Source organism: Nocardia sp. CDC160, assembly GCF_035818795.1.
GTDB lineage: Bacteria > Actinomycetota > Actinomycetes > Mycobacteriales > Mycobacteriaceae > Nocardia.
The window spans coordinates 1,515,096-1,529,383 of sequence record NZ_JAYKYT010000001.1 but is presented as its reverse complement, the minus strand read 5'-3'; the positions used below and the strand labels follow the sequence as shown (position 1 = coordinate 1,529,383).

Genomic DNA, 14,288 nt, shown 5'->3' with positions numbered 1-14,288 from the left:
ATGAAGCTAGATGTCGAGAGGAACGTCATGAGAGACGCAGTCATCGTCGAAGCGGTCCGCACACCGATCGGCAAGGGGAAGGCGACCGGCGCTCTGCACGGCGTCCATCCCGCCGACCTGCTGGCCCACAGCCTGCGAGAGGTGGTGCGCCGCACCGAGATCGACCCGGCGCTGATCGACGATGTGATCGGCGGCGTGGTCACCCAGGTCGGCGAGCAGGGCTCCAACCTCACCCGCCGCGCGGCCCTGGCCGCCGGATACCCCGAGTCGGTTCCGGCCACCACCGTGGATCGCCAGTGCGGCAGCAGCCAGCAGGCCATTCACTTCGCCGCCCAGGGCGTCATCGCCGGGGCCTACGACATCGTGGTCGCCGCGGGCGTGGAGTCCATGAGCCGGGTTCCCATGGGGGCCAACCTGGTCGGGGCCGAGGACATCTCCGGTGTGGGCTTTGCCGAACGCTACCCCGAGGGTCTGGTTCCGCAGGGCATCAGCGCCGAACTGATTGCCGCCAAACGGGGGCTGAGCCGCTCCCAGCTCGACGAGTTCGCCCTGGCCAGCCACGAAAAGGCCGCCGCCGCAACCAAGAACGGCGCGTTCGAGGCCCAGCTCAGTCCCTTCGGCGGGCTGACCGAGGACGAGGGCATCCGACTCGGCAGCACCCTGGAAACCCTGGGCGCGCTCCGCCCGGCCTTCTACAGCGAGGAGATGGCGGCCCGGTTCCCGCAGATCGGCTGGAATATCACCGCCGCCAATTCCAGTCCCATCAATGACGGCACCGCCGCCACCCTGATCATGACCAGCGAGCGCGCCGCCCAGCTCGGCCTGCGTCCGCTCGCCCGCCTGCACAGCTTCGCGGTCGCGGGCGACGATCCGCTGTTCATGCTCACCGCGGTGATCCCCGCGACCCGAAAGGTCCTGCGGCGCGCCGGACTCGAGCTCTCCGACATCGACCTGTTCGAGGTCAACGAGGCGTTCTCCTCGGTGGTGCTGGCCTGGGCGCAGGAAACCGGAGCGGACCTCTCCAAGGTGAACGTCAACGGCGGCGCCATCGCCCTGGGCCACCCGCTGGGTGCCTCGGGTGCCCGCCTGGCCACCACGCTGGTCCACGCCATGCACGACCGCGGCGCCCGCTACGGCCTCCAAACCATGTGCGAGGCGGGCGGTCTGGCCAACGCCACTATCTACGAACGCCTCTGATCAGTTGATGGCGGTGGCCACCAGCACATGTCCGGCCCCACCGGCAATGGCGATGAGCGGCACGGCGATCGCGGGCCAGAGCCAGGCCCGTCGACCCGTCATGGCCGCCACCGCCGCCAGCACCAAGGCCCCGACCAGGGCCAGGAACATGCCGCCACCGCCGATCAGCAGGCCCCACAGGGCCGAGGCGGGCGGACGAATCACCGCGCACTTCACCGAGAAATCGGTCTTCTGCAGGGTGCAGCGGTTGTGGACGAGGTCGAACAGCTTCGCGAACAGGTCATAGGCCCAGCCGAACGCGACGGCCACGCCCACCAGATACAGCACCGCGGAAATCAGAACATCCTTGCGGCGCACCGGCTTACGAGCTGGCCCGCCGGGCACCGCCGCGGCCGCCTCGCCCGGCGGACGGGTGCCCGGCATGGTCAGATCGTCCTCACCCGAGACCGGTCCCGGCGCAACCGCCTGCGGCGCGGCCGGGGCGGGGCCGGGGCCGCCGGGGCCCCATGGATCCGGCGAACGGGCCGGACCGCCGAAACGCGGTGGGCCGCCGGGGGTTCCGGGCGCGGCCGGGGGAACCGGTGCGGACGGGGCCTGCCGACCGCCCTTCGGGAGGGTGGGACCGGCCGGGTCGATCGGACCGGGCCGCTGCCCACCGGGCGCACCCGGAGGACCGGCGGGCGGCTGCGGCGGAAGGGGCCGCGGCGGGACCTGCCGACCGCCCTTGGGCATGGTCGGTCCAGCTGTTGCCGGATCCTCCCCGGGCGGACGCGCTCCGGGCGGCTGCGGTGGGGCCGGAGGTGGCGGGGCCTGGCGACCACCCCCGGGCAGCGTCGGCCCCGCCGCTCCGGCCAGATCCTCATGGTCAGGGGAACCGACCGGTCCGCCCGACTGGGGTCGCGGTGGGCCCGCGGGCCGCTGAGCTCCCGCGCCCATCGGACCCCGCTGCCCCGCCGGATTCGGATTACGTTGCGGCGCAGCGCCACCGGGCTGCCGTCCGTCCCTGGGCGGTGGGGCGGGGCGCTCGTTGCCGTCGGTGTCGCGCGGAGGTAGCGGGCGGAAGCCGGGACTGGAAACCGGCCCGTGGTCCGCGTCGGGGCGGCGGGGCGGGTTGGGCGGGTTCATGGTTGCGGTCTCCCCCAAGGCGCAGGTGTGCGAAGCCGACGATCGACTCCTTCGGATTGTGACCGCGCCCGGGCCGCGCCGCCACCTCTTACGGAATCGCGCGGTGGGTAGGGTGCGTGAACGTGAGCGACGGCGATGCGGTGGATTTCGAGTCGGCGGTGGTCTACGCGATTCCCATGCGGACCCGATTCCGGGGGATCACCGTGCGCGAGGGGATGCTGATTCCCGGGCCGAACGGCTGGGGCGAGTTCTGCCCGTTTCCCGAGTACGAGGATCGGGAGGCGGCGGCGTGGCTGGCCACGGCGGTGGAGCAGGCGAGCGCGGGATGGCCTGCGCCGGTACGGGATCGGATCCCGGTGAACTGCATCGTGCCCGCGGTCGGGCCGGAGCGGGCGCACGAGATCGTGGCCGAGTCCGGCTGCCGCACGGCCAAGGTGAAGGTCGCGGACCATCCGGACTCGCTGGGCGAGGATCTGGAGCGGGTGGCGGCGGTACGCGACGCGCTGGGGCCGGACGGCGCGGTGCGCGTCGACGCCAACGGCGTGTGGGACGTGGACACCGCGGTCGCCCAGATCGAGCGAATCGACCGGGCCGCAGGCGGTTTGGAGTACGTCGAGCAGCCCTGCCGCACGATCGAGGAGCTCGCCGCGGTGCGCGAGCGGGTGAGCGTGCGCATCGCCGCGGACGAATCGATCCGCAGAGCCGAGGACCCGCTGCGGGTGGCGGTGGCCGGGGCGGCCGACGTGGCGGTGCTGAAATGCACTCCGCTGGGCGGGGTCCGGCGCGCGCTGGAGGTCGCGGCGGCGGCCGGGCTGCCGTGCCTGGTGTCCTCCGCGCTGGAGACCAGCGTCGGCCTGGCGGCCCAGGTCGCCCTCGCCGGGGCACTCCCCCATCTCGACTTCGCCTGCGGCCTGGACACGTTGTCCCTGCTCACCGGCGATGTGGTGACCGAACCGCTGCGCCCGGTCGACGGCTATCTCCTGGTCCCCCGCACCGCGCCGACACCGGACCCCGAATTGCTCGACCGCTACCGCCATCCCGATCCGGAACGCACGCGGTGGTGGCGACAGCGCCTCGCGCGGGTCCGCGAACTCCTGCCCTGATCAGGAGATACGCACTCCGCACGAATACATGGTGGTGCGCAGCAGCAATGCCGCCTCGGGCCCGATGACACCGTCCACCAGCTCGAGGTAGCGGGCACAGAATTCGGGTCCGTGCGGCGCGACGTCGGCCAGCTCGGGCTCGAGATGATGGGCGAGCTCGTGCAGAATCACCAATTCCCGTAGCGCCCAAGCGGTTCCACCGGTATGCAGGGGCACCGCCAGCACCGCCCCGTCGGACTCGTAGTGGGCCGCCTTCGCCCCGGAACGCGTCCGCACGGTGACCGCGACCTTCGCCCGATCCCATTGCGCGAGCACCCAATTCAGCGCCAGCACCCGATCCACATACGTCTGCACCGATTCCACCGACGCGAACCGCCGCTCGATCGGCAGCGTGAGGTGCGAGCCGTGCAGCTCCACCGTCCGCGCACCGAATTCGTCGGCGCGATCGAACATTCCGCGCACCAGCCCCTCGGCGTCGTACACCTGGGACCGCTGTGCATCCCGCACCGCCATGCGCGCGACCGCTATTCGCCCGAACCGCGCGGCAGCTGCCCGCGCACGCCACCCAGCTCCGGCGAATTGCCCAGTCGCGCGGCCTTGCCCGCGCGATCCCCGGCCCGCCGGGCCGCCGCCGAATACCCGGCCGAGGCCTGCGGCCCCTGCCACGTCCCGCGTGCCTCGGAGGTGCGGGAGTAGAAGTCGGTGAGTTCCAGCTCCTTGTTCCGCAGGGCGAGAGCCGTTCCGGTGGGCGCGGATTCGGCCGCGTCGGCCTTGACGGCTTCGGTCTCCACATCCGCCTTCACCTGCGCCAACCGCCGCCCGATGCGGGAGGCGAAGGCCATCTGAAAGTTCAGCCGCGCCGTCACCGCCGCCACCGGCACCTCGACCGGGCGATGGTAGGTCCGCCCGTAGCGGCGTTCGACGACGATCTTCTCGGCCGTCGCGCCCTTGTACGCACCGGATTTGATGTAGTGGTCGGAGGCCTTCACCATCTGGATCAGCAGGCTGGTGTAGAGCGCCTCGCAGGTGTCGATATCGGTGTCGAATCCGTAGGCGTACACCGTGGTCGAGGATCGGGCCACATCGCAGCGCACGTCATTGGCCGCGGCAATGGCCACGAACAGCTGCACATACGTTCGCAGCCCGCGCTTTCCGGCCTCGCCGATGGGAATCACCCGCTGCGTCGGCGTGGGCCGCCGCTCGCGATTGGCGATATGTGCCCGCGCCACCGCCAGATCCACCGACGAGCCGGTGGCCAGCCGCTGCGCGGCGGCGAGGAACGCCTCGGCCTCGTGCTCGTTGTCGGTCGATTCGGCCTGTCGCAGCAGTCCGCCGATTCGGGTGAGCATCTTGTCCTGAGAAGACATCGCGACACAGCCTAGCGGCATCGCCGAGCCCGTGGTCACGCGCGCGTGATCAGGTAGTCCCCGCGCGCGGAACGTCCACCATGTATCTTCCCTTGTGCAACCGGCTGGGTGTGCCGCCGCTCACGTCTCGACCCTGGAGTATCCGCGATGGCTTTGAAGAACATGTCGTCCCTACGATCGACGCTGGTGCCGCGCGCCGTCATGGCCGTGACGTCGGCGGCATTGCTGACGGCGACCTTCGCCAGCGGCTGCTCCAGCAGCTCGAGCGGCTCCAACCCCACCGCCGAGAACCTCACCGGCCGTGGCCCGATCACCTATGTCGAGGGCAAGGACACCACCGAGACCGGCGCGGTCAAGCAGCTCATCGAGCGCTGGAACGCCGCCCACCCGGACGAGAAGGTGACGTTCAAGGAGCAGTCCAACGACGCCTCCCAGCAGTACGACGACCTCAAGCAGCACATGCAGGCCAAGGCCTCGGACTACGACGTGGTCGCCCTGGACGTGCCGTGGACCGCGGAGTTCGCGGCCAAGGGCTGGATCCAGCCGCTGAAGGACTCCTTCGCGATCGACACCTCCACCCTGCTCTCGCCGCCGGTCGCCTCGGCCACCTACAACGGCACCCTTTACGCGGCCCCGCGGAACACCAACGGCGGCTTGTTGTTCTACCGCAAGGATCTGGTGAACGAGCCGCCCAAGACCTGGGCCGAGCTGCTCAACGACTGCCCGAAGGCCAAGGAGGCCGGAATCGGCTGCTACGCCGGGCAATTCGCGCCCTACGAGGGTCTGACCGTGAACACCGCCGAGGTCATCAATGCCTTCGGCGGCAGCTTCGTCGGCCCCGACGGCAAGACCCCGACCGTGAACAGCCCGCAGGCCAAGGCCGGTCTGCAGACCCTGGTCGACGCTTACAAGAACGGTGACATCCCGAAGGAGGCCATCTCCTTCAAGGAGCCGGAGTCGCAGACCGCCTTCGTCAGCGGCAAGCTCCTGTTCATGCGCGGCTGGCCGTCGTCCTACGGTGACGCCGGTTCCGACGCCTCCGCGGTGAAGGACAAGTTCGGGGTCGCCCCGCTGCCCGGCAAGGACGGCATCGGCGCCTCGACCCTGGGTGGCTACAACGCGGCCATCAGCGCGTACTCCAAGAACAAGGCCACCGCGCTGGACTTCCTGCGCTTCCTGATCAGCGAGGACGCCCAGCACATCGTGGCCTCGGGCGCGCTGCCGTCGGTCCGCGCCTCGGTGTACGACGATCCGGCCCTGATCGCCAAGATGCCGTACCTGCCCGCGCTCAAGGATTCCATCGCCTCCGCGGTGCCGCGTCCGGTCACCCCGTTCTACCCGGCGGTGTCGAAGGCCATCCAGGACAACGCCTATGCTGCGTTGACCGGAAACAAGTCGGTCGACGACGCCATCGCTGGCATGCAGAAGGGCATCGAGACCGCCGGATCGTAGGGCGTGCTCGACGACGAGTTGGTCCCGTAGGAGAAGAGATAAGGTGTCACGTCCTTCGGGAGCGACCGATGTCGCGTCGCCCGACCGCACGGAGTCGATCGTGAAATCCCAAGCACCCCAAGGCCAAAGGCCGAAACGCGCGCGCAAGCCGCTGGGCGTTTCGGCTCGGGCCTGGTTGTTCGTCACGCCGGTGCTGCTCGCACTGGCCGTGGTGGTCGGCTACCCGGTGGTCCGGGCCGTGATCATGTCCTTCCAGAAGGACTCCGGCCTGGACAAGTCCACCGGCATGTTCGTCGAGGGCGGCGGGGCCGGATTCAGCAACTACACGCACTGGCTGCTGCAGCAGTGCACCAATGGGCTCGGCGAGACCGTCGACTGCCCGACCGGCAATCTGGGCTCCCAGTTCTGGACCGCCATCGGCGTCACCCTGCTGTTCACGCTGGCGACGGTGGCGCTCGAGGCCACCATCGGCCTGGGCATGGCCGTCATCATGGGCAAGACCTTCAAGGGCCGCGCCCTGCTGCGCGCGGCCGTGCTCATCCCGTGGGCCATTCCCACCGCCGTCACGGCGCGGTTGTGGGAGTTCATGTTCCAGTACGACGGCGTGGTCAACCGGGTCCTCGGCACTCACATCCTGTGGACCGCCGACCCGTGGCCCGCCCGCTTCGCGGTCATCGCCGCCGACGTGTGGAAGACCACCCCGTTCATGGCGCTGCTGATTCTCGCTGGGCTGCAGGTGATTCCGGAGGACGTGTACGAGGCCGCGCGCGTGGACGGCGCGTCCGCGTGGCAGCGCTTCTGGCACATCACCATGCCGCTGCTGAAACCCGCTCTGCTGGTGGCGATCCTGTTCCGCACCATGGACGCGCTGCGCATGTACGACCTGCCCGCGATCATGACCCAGTCCAACCCGGCCACCCGCACCATCTCCATGCTGGTGGTGGATCAGGTGCGTCAGGGCCCCAACAGCGCCTCGGCCCTGTCGGTGATCACCTTCCTGCTCATCTTCATGGTGGCCTTCTTCCTGGTGAAGGTCCTGGGCGCCAACGCCGTTCGCACCCAGGAAGCACAGCGGGAGGCGCACTGATGAATAAAGCATCGCGTAGCGATTCGGTCAGGGGTGGTGGCGGGGCGACGGGCGGGCGCACCACTGTCGTCGAGACCACGAAAAAGCCCGTCCGCCAATCGGTTCCGCTGGGAAAGCGGCTCACCTCCGGCCGCGTCTACCTCGGCGCGCTGATCGTGCTGGTGTGGGGGCTGGGCCCGTTCTACTGGATGGTCGTGACCGCGCTGCGCGACCCGGAGTACACCTTCGACAACACCCCGTGGCCCACCCACGTGACGATGGAGAACTTCCGCAACGCCTTCGACACCAGCCGCGGCAACGACTTCGGCCGGGCACTGGGCAATAGCGTGATCATCGGCCTGGCCACCACGGTGGTGGCGCTGCTGATCGGCATCATGGCCGCCTACGCGCTGGCGCGGCTCACCTTCAAGGGCAAGTACGTGGTGTCCGGACTCATCCTGTCCGCCTCCATGTTCCCCGTGGTGGTGCTGGTGACCCCGCTGTTCCAGCTGTTCACCGACCTCGGCTGGATCGGCCACTACCAGGCCATGATCATTCCGAACATCTCGTTCGTGCTGCCCATGACCGTCTACATCCTGGCCTCGTTCTTCACCGAACTCCCGTGGGAGCTCGAGGAGGCCGCGCGCATCGACGGCGCGTCGCGATTCCAGGCCTTCCGGCTGGTCATGCTGCCGTTGGCGGCCCCGGCGGTGTTCACCACCGCCATCCTGGCCTTCATCGCGGCGGTCAACGAATACCTGCTGGCGCGACTGCTTTCCAGCGACAAGACCGAGCCGGTGACGGTCGCGGTCGCCCGCTTCTCCGGCAACAACCCGCTGGTGCAGCCCTACACCGCCATCATGGCGGCGGGCACCATCGTCACCATTCCACTGGTGATCATGGTGTTGCTGTTCCAGCGCCGCATCATCTCCGGCCTCACCGCGGGCGGCGTGAAGTCCTAGGGACGCCCGGCAACGTCGATTAGCATGGGTCGCGCCGTGATCGTCCACGGCGTCACCCGACACCAGCTTTGTCGACGCTCCGGAAGGAGATGCTCGTGAGCTCGTCCCGCAAGCGGCGCCGTGGCCAACCGGCCCCGTACGCCAACTCGGCAGGGTGGAGCGAGCTGGCGACCGCGGCGTCGCGCAGGCAGGCGGGTGCCTCCCACAGCCGCCCGCGCCGCCGGGCCAAGCCGCCCAAGCGGGCGAAGTCGGCCGAGCCGGGGCTGCGTCCGCGCCGCACCCGCGGCCAGCGGATCCGACGGCTGCTGCTGGCGCTGTTCCTGGTGCTGGTGGTCATGCCGACCACACTCATGGGCATCGCCTACTGGAGCGCCGAGATTCCCGACCCGAACGCGGTGCAGACCAATCAGATCGCCACCATCCTCACCTCCGACGGCAACAGCGTCATCGCGAAGGTCGTTCCGCCGGAAGGCAATCGGGTGCCGGTGCCGCTGAGCGACGTACCCGAACCGGTGCGGCTGTCGGTGCTCTCGGCCGAGGACCGCAACTTCTACACGAATCCGGGCTATTCCACCTCGGCGTTCCTGCGCGCGGCCCGCGACAACCTGCTCGGTCGCGACGACGCGGGCGGCGGCTCCACCATCACCCAGCAATACGTGAAGAACGCCTTCCTGAGTTCGGAGCGCACGCTCAGCCGGAAGATGCGCGAGCTCATCATCTCCGCCAAGATGGCCCGCGAGTGGAGCAAGGACGACATCCTCGCCGCCTACCTCAATACGATCTACTACGGGCGCGGCGCGTACGGCATCGCGGCGGCCGCCAAGGCCTACTTCGGCAAGACCCCGCCGGAGTTGACCCTCGCCGAGGGCGCGGTGCTGGCCTCGGTGATCCGCACCCCCTCGCTGCTGGACCCGGAGAACCACCTCGACCAGCTGAAGGCGCGTTGGGCGTACGTGCTCGACGGCATGGTCTCGATGGGTGTGCTGAACCGAAACGAGCGGGCCGCCACCCAGTTTCCGCCCATCCTGCCCGTCACCGAGGTGGACGACAGCACCCCGCGCGGTCCCGAGGGCCTGATCCGCACCCAGGTGCTGCGCGAGTTGCGTGCCTCCGGCATCAGCGAGCACGAGCTGAACACCGGTGCGCTGCAGATCATCACGACCATCGACGCCAAGGCGCAGCAGGCCGCGCTGAACGCCGTCGGGAATGTGCTGGGCGGGCAGCCGGGTGAGTTGCGCACGGCCGTGGTGTCGATCGATCCGCGGTCCGGGGCGGTGCGCGCCTACTACGGCGGACCCGACGGTATCGGCTTCGACTTCGCGCAGGCCCCGCTGCAAACCGGTTCGGCCTTCAAGACTTTCGCGGTGGTGGCCGCCCTGGAGCAGGGCATCCCGCTGTCCTACAAGCTCGACAGCGAACCGCTCACGGTGAACGGCGAGAAGATCCAGAACGTGGGCGGCGAGTCCTGCGGCACCTGCTCGCTGGCCGAGGCGTTCAAGCGCTCGCTCAACACCAGCTTCTACCGCCTGGCCCAAACCCTGTTCGAGGGGCCGAAGGCCATTGCCAACGCGGCCCACCAGGCCGGGATCCCGGACCAGATCCCCGGCGTGCCCGGCAAGACGCTGACCGAGGACGGCGCCGCACCGCTGCCCGCCATCGTGTTGGGCGCGTACTCGGTGCGGCCCATCGACATGGCCTCGGCGTATGCCACCCTGGCCGCCTCCGGCACCTACCGCGCCCCCTACTTCGTGCAGAAGGTGATCACCGGCGACGGCCACGTGCTGCTCGACCGCGCCAAGGATCCGCGCAAATCCGAGCAGCGCATTCAGACCGCGGTCGCCGACACGGTCACCCAGGCCATGCTGCCCATCGCCGCCTACTCGGGCAATCACAATCTCGCGGGCGGTCGCCCGGCCGCCGCCAAGACCGGCACCACCCAGCTCGGCGACACCGGCCAGAACAAGGACGCCTGGATGGTCGGCTTCACCCCGTCCCTGTCCACGGCCGTCTGGGTGGGAACCGAACAGTCCCAACCCATCCGGACCTCCCGCGGCGCGGCCATCTACGGCTCCGGCCTCCCCGCCGACCTCTGGAAACAAACCATGGACGCGGCCCTCGCCGACACCCCCGTGGACCAATTCCCCAACCCCGAACAAATCTCCGGAATGCCCCCCGGCAACGGCAATTACGACATCCTCAACCCCGGCACCCCCGCCCCCCAACAAGAACCGGTGCTGGTTATCCCCCCGGCCCCCACCCCCAAAGAAGTAGAAATCTTCCCGGGCCTCAGCATCCCTGTTCCCGGATAAGGGAGCGCCGACGCGGAACTGTGATGCGCTGTTGATCATGTTTCGTGGCTACTGTGCCCACGCGTGGACGGGCGCGGATATGGTGGAGACCGCTACCGGCTTCAATGACTCCGGGGGACGGTGGCAGGATGCGGGTTGGGAGCAGGGTGGGGTCGGAGACAGCACGAGACATAGGGGCGACGCCGGTGGATTTCAATGTCGTTGAACGCCACGAAACGCTGGTAGCCGGAACGGTGCTACGCAGTCCGGCACTCGCGGTCGAAGGGCCGCGCCGTTCGAAGGTCGAGGAGGCCTGGAAACGCAATTTGGCACGCGATCTGCCCGGTCCGCCCGCGACCGCGTATGTGGATCACGCACCCGAGATCGGTTCGTATCTGACGCATATCGTCGGCTACGAATGCAAGAAGCTGGACGACCTATTGCCGGGCGATGTACTCGCTCGTATCCCGGCCGGTAAATTCGCCCGCTTCATTCGCAGTGGCGACAATCTCGGCGACATCATCGTCTCGATCTGGCGCACGGTCTGGGACCTCGAGGCGGCGGGCACCCTGGTGCGCGCCTACACCGGGGATTTCGAGCACTATCCGGACAACCGGACGGTGGAGGTTTTCGTCGCGCTCGATCCGAGCACCGAGGGGTAGGGGCAGGAAGTGGACTTCGAAATCGTCACCCTGGAGGAATTCCTCGTCGGTGGCCTGACCATCCCCCTCGCGGGCCGCGAGGTCACCGCCCGCGACCTCGACCTGGTCAACTTCACCTGGGACCGCTACCTGGCCCGCGAGAAGAAGGCCGAGCGCGTGGCCGCCTACATCGGTCAGAACGATCACGCGGTAGCCGTTCTGGGATATGAGCTTTCGGGCCTCGCCACCCTGGACACCGGAGACGTGATGACCCGCATCCCCGCGGGCCGCTACGCGAAATTCGTTGTCTCGGACAAGCCTTACGACCTGCTGCGCACAGCGTGGGCCAAGGTCGCCAAGGCCGAGAACGCGGGCACCATCACCCGCTCCCACACCGCGGAGATCGAGCGCTACACCGGGCCGACCTCGGTCGAGGTGTACGTCTCGCTCGACTGAGCGTGAACGAGAAAGGGCGGCATCGCGATTCGCGATGCCGCCCTTTCGTTTCGGGGGTTCGGGGGGCGGAGCCCCCTGAGAGCTACGAGAGTTGTTACTCCGCCCCGATGATGAAGGCTTCCAGCTGAGCGCGAGCCACGTCGTCCGCGAGCTGCTGCGGCGGGGACTTCATCAGGTAGGCCGAGGCCGGGATGACCGGCCCGCCGATGCCGCGATCCTTGGCGATCTTGGCCGCGCGCACCGCGTCGATGATGATGCCCGCCGAGTTCGGCGAGTCCCACACCTCGAGCTTGTACTCCAGGTTCAGCGGCACGTCGCCGAAGGCGCGACCCTCGAGCCGGACGTAGGCCCACTTGCGGTCGTCGAGCCACTCGACGTAGTCCGACGGGCCGATGTGCACATTGCGGTCGTGCACCTTGCCCGCCAGCGGACCCTCGAGGTTGGAGGTCACGGCCTGGGTCTTGGAGACCTTCTTGGACTCCAGCCGCTCGCGCTCGAGCATGTTCTTGAAGTCCATGTTGCCGCCGACATTGAGCTGGTAGGTGCGGTCCAGCACGACGCCGCGGTCCTCGAACAGCTTGGCCATCACGCGGTGGGTGATGGTCGCGCCGACCTGGGACTTGATGTCGTCGCCGACGATGGGCAGGCCCGCGTCGACGAACTTCTGGGCCCAGACCGGGTCGGAGGCGATGAACACCGGCAGCGCGTTGACGAAGGCCACGCCCGCGTCGATGGCGCACTGCGCGTAGAACTTGTCGGCCTCTTCAGAACCGACCGGAAGGTAGGAGACGAGGACGTCGACCTTCGCGTCCTTCAGCGCCTTGACCACGTCGACCGGCTCGGCGTCGGACAGCTCGATGGTCTGGGCGTAGTACTTGCCGATGCCGTCGAGGGTCGGGCCGCGCTGCACGGTGACGTCGCTCGGCGGCACGTCGGAGATCTTGATGGTGTTGTTCTCGCTGGCGAAGATCGCGTCGGAGAGATCGAAGCCGACCTTCTTGGCGTCCACGTCGAACGCGGCGACGAACTTCACGTCGCGCACGTGGTACGGGCCGAACTTGACGTGCATGAGGCCCGGAACGGTGGAATCCGCGTCCGCGTCCTTGTAGTAGTGCACGCCCTGAACCAGGGAGGATGCGCAGTTGCCCACACCCACGATGGCCACGCGAACTTCGGTGGCTCCGCCAGCCTGATTGATGTCACTCATGGCCGATATTTCCCTCTTTCTGTGGTGCCGCCTTCGTCGATTGCTCTGCGGCAATCAACTCGTTGAGCCAGCGCACTTCGCGCTCGCTTGATTCGAGACCGAGTTGATGGAGCTGACGGGTATAGCGGTCCAATTGCCCGCTCGCGCGTTTGATCGCTTCCCGCAGTCCCTCTCGGCGCTCCTCGACCTGCCTCCGCCGCCCCTCCAGGATTCGCATCCGCGCTTCCGCGGGGGTGCGGCCGAAGAAGGCCAGATGAACGCCGAAGCCGTCGTCGGTGTAGTTCTGGGGCCCGGTGTCGGCGAGCAGTTCGGCGAACCGCTCCCGCCCGGGGTCAGTCAGTTGGTAGACCCGCCGCGCACGGCGGGTGGCCAATCCCTGCGGACTCTCCTCCGCGATGAGGCCGTCGGCCTGCATGCGCCGCAGGGTCGGATACAGCGACCCGTAGGAGAAGGCCCGGAAGGGCCCCAGCAGACCGGTGAGTCGCTTGCGCAACTCGTAGCCGTGCATCGGTGATTCGAGGAGCAGCCCGAGGATTGCCAGTTCCAGCACGGGCTTCACCTCCTGACTGTCGTGTGTTCAGAACCTAACCGATGGATGCAGTTCCAAACTATATCGCGCCGATATAGTTGGCGCGTGTTTGTGGGGCTGACGCCCCACACCCCCAAGGTGAAAGGGTCCCGGGGGCCAAGCCCCCGGACCCCCAAAGCCCAAGGGCGAAGCGGCCCTAGTGCTCGCGCCCGGACCCCAATCTCTTGTGGAGATTTCGTGAGAGTCGACTCGGGGAGTGCGGGCGGTCGGGGGCCGCAAGTACTCTGGGTCGCGTGCGAATACAGCGGCAGGTAGTGGACTATGCGCTTCGGCGTAAGTCGCTGCTGGCCGACGTCTACGCGGGACGGGTGGACGTCGCGGAAGTGTGCGATGCGAATCCGTACCTGTTGCGTGCGGCGAAATTCCACGGGCGGGGGAGCGAGGTCACATGCCCTATCTGCAGGAAAGAGCAGTTGACTCTCGTATCGTGGGTCTACGGTGACGGGCTCGGGCCCGTCGCGGGATCGGCCCGCACGCCGGAGGAGTTGGTCCGGTTGGCCGAGACTCGTGAGGAGTTCTCGGTGCACGTGGTCGAGGTGTGCCGGACCTGCAGTTGGAATCATCTGGTGCAGTCCTATGTGCTGGGCCTAGCGCCCGCACCGACCGGGCGTCGTCGCACCAGCGCCCGTCGCACGGCCGCCGAGTGAGAGGCCACGTCGACTGCTGATCCAGTGGGTATACCCGTGCCCGCCGCGGTGCACATGCGTGACCGCATCCGAGAGCAACAGGACCGTATCGAGAGTTATTGGAGAGCCAGGCTGTGACATCGCCCTATGACGACGGACCGCACGGCGGCCGCCCCCGTGGCGGTTCGCAACCCGGCCCCGGCGGCTAC

Annotated in this window: 14 protein-coding genes; 9 read left to right on the top strand and 5 right to left on the bottom strand. The window is 68.4% G+C overall.

Annotated features, from left to right (window positions below; genetic code table 11):
- Positions 1-27: 27 nt before the first annotated feature.
- Entirely contained in the window at positions 28-1,197 is a 1,170-nt protein-coding gene (locus VMT40_RS06810; RefSeq protein WP_326357050.1) for a thiolase family protein, read from the top strand.
- Here the strand turns inward: VMT40_RS06810 and VMT40_RS06805 are convergent, their stop codons facing one another.
- Positions 1,198-2,322, bottom strand: a complete 1,125-nt coding sequence (locus VMT40_RS06805; protein ID WP_326357049.1) for a hypothetical protein — start codon at positions 2,320-2,322, stop codon at positions 1,198-1,200.
- A gap of 122 nt (positions 2,323-2,444) precedes the next feature.
- Between VMT40_RS06805 and VMT40_RS06800 the strand changes: the two genes are divergently transcribed.
- The gene (locus VMT40_RS06800) at positions 2,445-3,425 is read left to right on the top strand and encodes an o-succinylbenzoate synthase (protein WP_326357048.1); all 981 of its coding nucleotides are present in this window, start codon (positions 2,445-2,447) and stop codon (positions 3,423-3,425) included.
- Here VMT40_RS06800 and VMT40_RS06795 read toward each other — a convergent pair whose 3' ends face one another.
- Complete coding sequence (locus VMT40_RS06795) at positions 3,426-3,938, bottom strand: TIGR04338 family metallohydrolase (protein ID WP_326357047.1); 513 nt, start codon at positions 3,936-3,938, stop codon at positions 3,426-3,428. It abuts the gene before it with no gap.
- An 11-nt stretch (positions 3,939-3,949) separates the two neighbouring features.
- On the bottom strand, positions 3,950-4,792 hold the full coding sequence (locus VMT40_RS06790; protein WP_326357046.1) for a DUF2786 domain-containing protein: 843 nt from the start codon (positions 4,790-4,792) through the stop codon (positions 3,950-3,952).
- A gap of 147 nt (positions 4,793-4,939) precedes the next feature.
- Between VMT40_RS06790 and VMT40_RS06785 the strand changes: the two genes are divergently transcribed.
- From VMT40_RS06785 to VMT40_RS06760, 6 genes are all read left to right on the top strand, one after another.
- Positions 4,940-6,244, top strand: coding sequence for an ABC transporter substrate-binding protein (locus VMT40_RS06785; RefSeq protein WP_326357045.1), 1,305 nt, complete (start codon positions 4,940-4,942; stop codon positions 6,242-6,244).
- Positions 6,245-6,344: 100 nt separating this feature from the next.
- Positions 6,345-7,331 (top strand): carbohydrate ABC transporter permease, encoded by a 987-nt coding sequence (locus VMT40_RS06780; RefSeq protein WP_442789929.1) that lies wholly within the window; start codon positions 6,345-6,347, stop codon positions 7,329-7,331.
- A complete protein-coding gene (locus tag VMT40_RS06775; protein ID WP_326357044.1) occupies positions 7,331-8,272 on the top strand; it encodes a carbohydrate ABC transporter permease in 942 nt (313 codons plus the stop codon). The genes VMT40_RS06780 and VMT40_RS06775 overlap by 1 nt, the downstream gene beginning before the upstream one ends.
- A gap of 89 nt (positions 8,273-8,361) precedes the next feature.
- Positions 8,362-10,581 (top strand): transglycosylase domain-containing protein, encoded by a 2,220-nt coding sequence (locus VMT40_RS06770; RefSeq protein ID WP_326357043.1) that lies wholly within the window; start codon positions 8,362-8,364, stop codon positions 10,579-10,581.
- A 185-nt stretch (positions 10,582-10,766) separates the two neighbouring features.
- Positions 10,767-11,222 carry a GyrI-like domain-containing protein gene (locus VMT40_RS06765; RefSeq protein ID WP_326312859.1) on the top strand — a complete coding sequence of 152 codons (456 nt, stop codon included), beginning with the start codon at positions 10,767-10,769 and terminating at the stop codon, positions 11,220-11,222.
- Between the two features lie 9 nt (positions 11,223-11,231).
- The gene (locus VMT40_RS06760; protein ID WP_326357042.1) at positions 11,232-11,657 is read left to right on the top strand and encodes a GyrI-like domain-containing protein; all 426 of its coding nucleotides are present in this window, start codon (positions 11,232-11,234) and stop codon (positions 11,655-11,657) included.
- Between the two features lie 94 nt (positions 11,658-11,751).
- Here the strand turns inward: VMT40_RS06760 and VMT40_RS06755 are convergent, their stop codons facing one another.
- Together VMT40_RS06755 and VMT40_RS06750 are read right to left on the bottom strand one after the other, a co-directional pair.
- A complete protein-coding gene (locus tag VMT40_RS06755; RefSeq protein WP_326357041.1) occupies positions 11,752-12,864 on the bottom strand; it encodes an inositol-3-phosphate synthase in 1,113 nt (370 codons plus the stop codon).
- Positions 12,857-13,414: a PadR family transcriptional regulator gene (locus VMT40_RS06750; protein ID WP_326312856.1), complete on the bottom strand. Its 558-nt coding sequence runs from the start codon at positions 13,412-13,414 to the stop codon at positions 12,857-12,859. The genes VMT40_RS06755 and VMT40_RS06750 overlap by 8 nt, the downstream gene beginning before the upstream one ends.
- Positions 13,415-13,686: 272 nt before the next feature.
- Here VMT40_RS06750 and VMT40_RS06745 point away from each other — a divergent pair, with 272 nt between their 5' ends.
- Positions 13,687-14,100, top strand: coding sequence for a DUF5318 domain-containing protein (locus tag VMT40_RS06745; protein ID WP_326312855.1), 414 nt, complete (start codon positions 13,687-13,689; stop codon positions 14,098-14,100).
- Positions 14,101-14,288: the final 188 nt, after the last annotated feature.

Coding starts and splice junctions, on each gene's coding strand:
- VMT40_RS06785 (WP_326357045.1), top strand. CDS start 4,940: ATGGCTTTGAAGAACATGTCGTCCCTACGATCGACGCTGGTGCCGCGC.
- VMT40_RS06755 (WP_326357041.1), bottom strand. CDS start 12,864: ATGAGTGACATCAATCAGGCTGGCGGAGCCACCGAAGTTCGCGTGGCC.
- VMT40_RS06810 (WP_326357050.1), top strand. CDS start 28: ATGAGAGACGCAGTCATCGTCGAAGCGGTCCGCACACCGATCGGCAAG.
- VMT40_RS06795 (WP_326357047.1), bottom strand. CDS start 3,938: ATGGCGGTGCGGGATGCACAGCGGTCCCAGGTGTACGACGCCGAGGGG.
- VMT40_RS06770 (WP_326357043.1), top strand. CDS start 8,362: ATGCTCGTGAGCTCGTCCCGCAAGCGGCGCCGTGGCCAACCGGCCCCG.
- VMT40_RS06805 (WP_326357049.1), bottom strand. CDS start 2,322: ATGAACCCGCCCAACCCGCCCCGCCGCCCCGACGCGGACCACGGGCCG.
- VMT40_RS06790 (WP_326357046.1), bottom strand. CDS start 4,792: ATGTCTTCTCAGGACAAGATGCTCACCCGAATCGGCGGACTGCTGCGA.
- VMT40_RS06775 (WP_326357044.1), top strand. CDS start 7,331: ATGAATAAAGCATCGCGTAGCGATTCGGTCAGGGGTGGTGGCGGGGCG.